General features: G+C 33.1%; 2 protein-coding genes. Both read right to left on the bottom strand.

Going from position 1 to position 1,257, the window contains the following annotated elements:
- Positions 1 to 935, bottom strand: a 935-nt coding sequence (gene prfB / locus COZ07_RS10565; protein ID WP_406608528.1) for a peptide chain release factor 2, incomplete at its 3' end; no start/stop codon positions are given.
- A gap of 127 nt (positions 936 to 1,062) precedes the next feature.
- On the bottom strand, positions 1,063 to 1,257 hold a 195-nt coding region (locus tag COZ07_RS10560; protein ID WP_406608527.1), incomplete at its 5' end, for an SEC-C metal-binding domain-containing protein.

Raw genomic sequence — 1,257 nt, 5'->3', positions numbered from 1 at the left:
GGATTAAATACATAAGAACGTATCTGACTTCCCCAGGCAATATCTTTCTTTTTTCCTCTAATTTCTTTTAAATCTTTGGCTTTTTCTTGTTGATAATGTTCAAATAACCTGGCCTGTAAAATCTTCATTGCAGTCAATTTATTACTATATTGCGATCTTTCATTTTGACATTGCACTACAATGTTGGTGGGTAAGTGAGTTATTCTAACTGCAGAATCAGTGGTATTAACATGCTGTCCTCCTGCACCGGTGGCTCGATAAGTATCTATCCTTAAATCTGATTCCTTAATTTCAGTCTCTACTTCTTGATCAATTTCAGGGATAACTTCCACCGAGGCAAAAGAGGTATGCCTTCTTCTATTGGCATCAAAAGGAGAAATCCTAACCATACGATGTATGCCTTTTTCTGCTTTTAAATGCCCAAAGGCATAACTTCCATTAACCGTAAAGGTAACATTCTTTATTCCAGCTTCTTCACCAGGTGATATTTCTACTATCTTTGCAATGTACCCATTCTTCTCTCCCCACTTTAAATACATCCGCAGTAACATCTCAGCCCAATCTTGAGATTCTGTACCCCCAGCTCCCGGCCGAATAGTAACTATAGCATTATTGATATCATATTTACCTTCAAATAAAACAATTAATTCTTGTTTTTCAATATCTTTTTCTAAAACCTTGATTTTTTGACCTATCTCTTCCCAAATTTCTTTCTTATCCTCTTCCAGATTAAGTTCTAAAAGTATCATTAATTCTTCTAAGTTATTTTTTAACTCATTAACCTTAGTAATAATATTCTTTAATTCTTTAACTCTTTTTATAATTTTCTGAGCTTTTTCTTGATCAACCCAGAAAGAGCTTTGAGCTATTTCTTTTTCTAATTTTTTTACTTCTTGATCTTTGGTAGATAAGTCAAAGATAAGTCCCCATTTCATTAATTTTCTTCTGAAGTTCTTTTATTTTACTTGCTAATTCTTCTATCATTGATATTCACCTTTCTATCCATTTCCTTCTTCTCTTAATTTTTGTTTCTTAAAACTCCGGTATAGTTTTTCAATTGTATTACTCATTTTTACCACAACAATATTTGTATTTCAATCCACTTCCACAAGGACAGGGATCATTTCTTCCTATTTTTTCTTTCTTTTCCCTTCCTTCTTCCTGCAATTTTTCCCTTTTAACAAAAGATGGATTTATTATTGAATTACTAACCATGGGAGCATGTCTTTCTCTTCTCGCCTGGCTAATACCTCGAGG

The organism is Candidatus Infernicultor aquiphilus, assembly GCF_002784285.1.
In the GTDB taxonomy this organism is placed as follows: Bacteria; Atribacterota; Phoenicimicrobiia; order Phoenicimicrobiales; family Phoenicimicrobiaceae; genus Infernicultor; species Infernicultor aquiphilus.
This window is presented reverse-complemented; position numbering and strand designations above follow the sequence as displayed.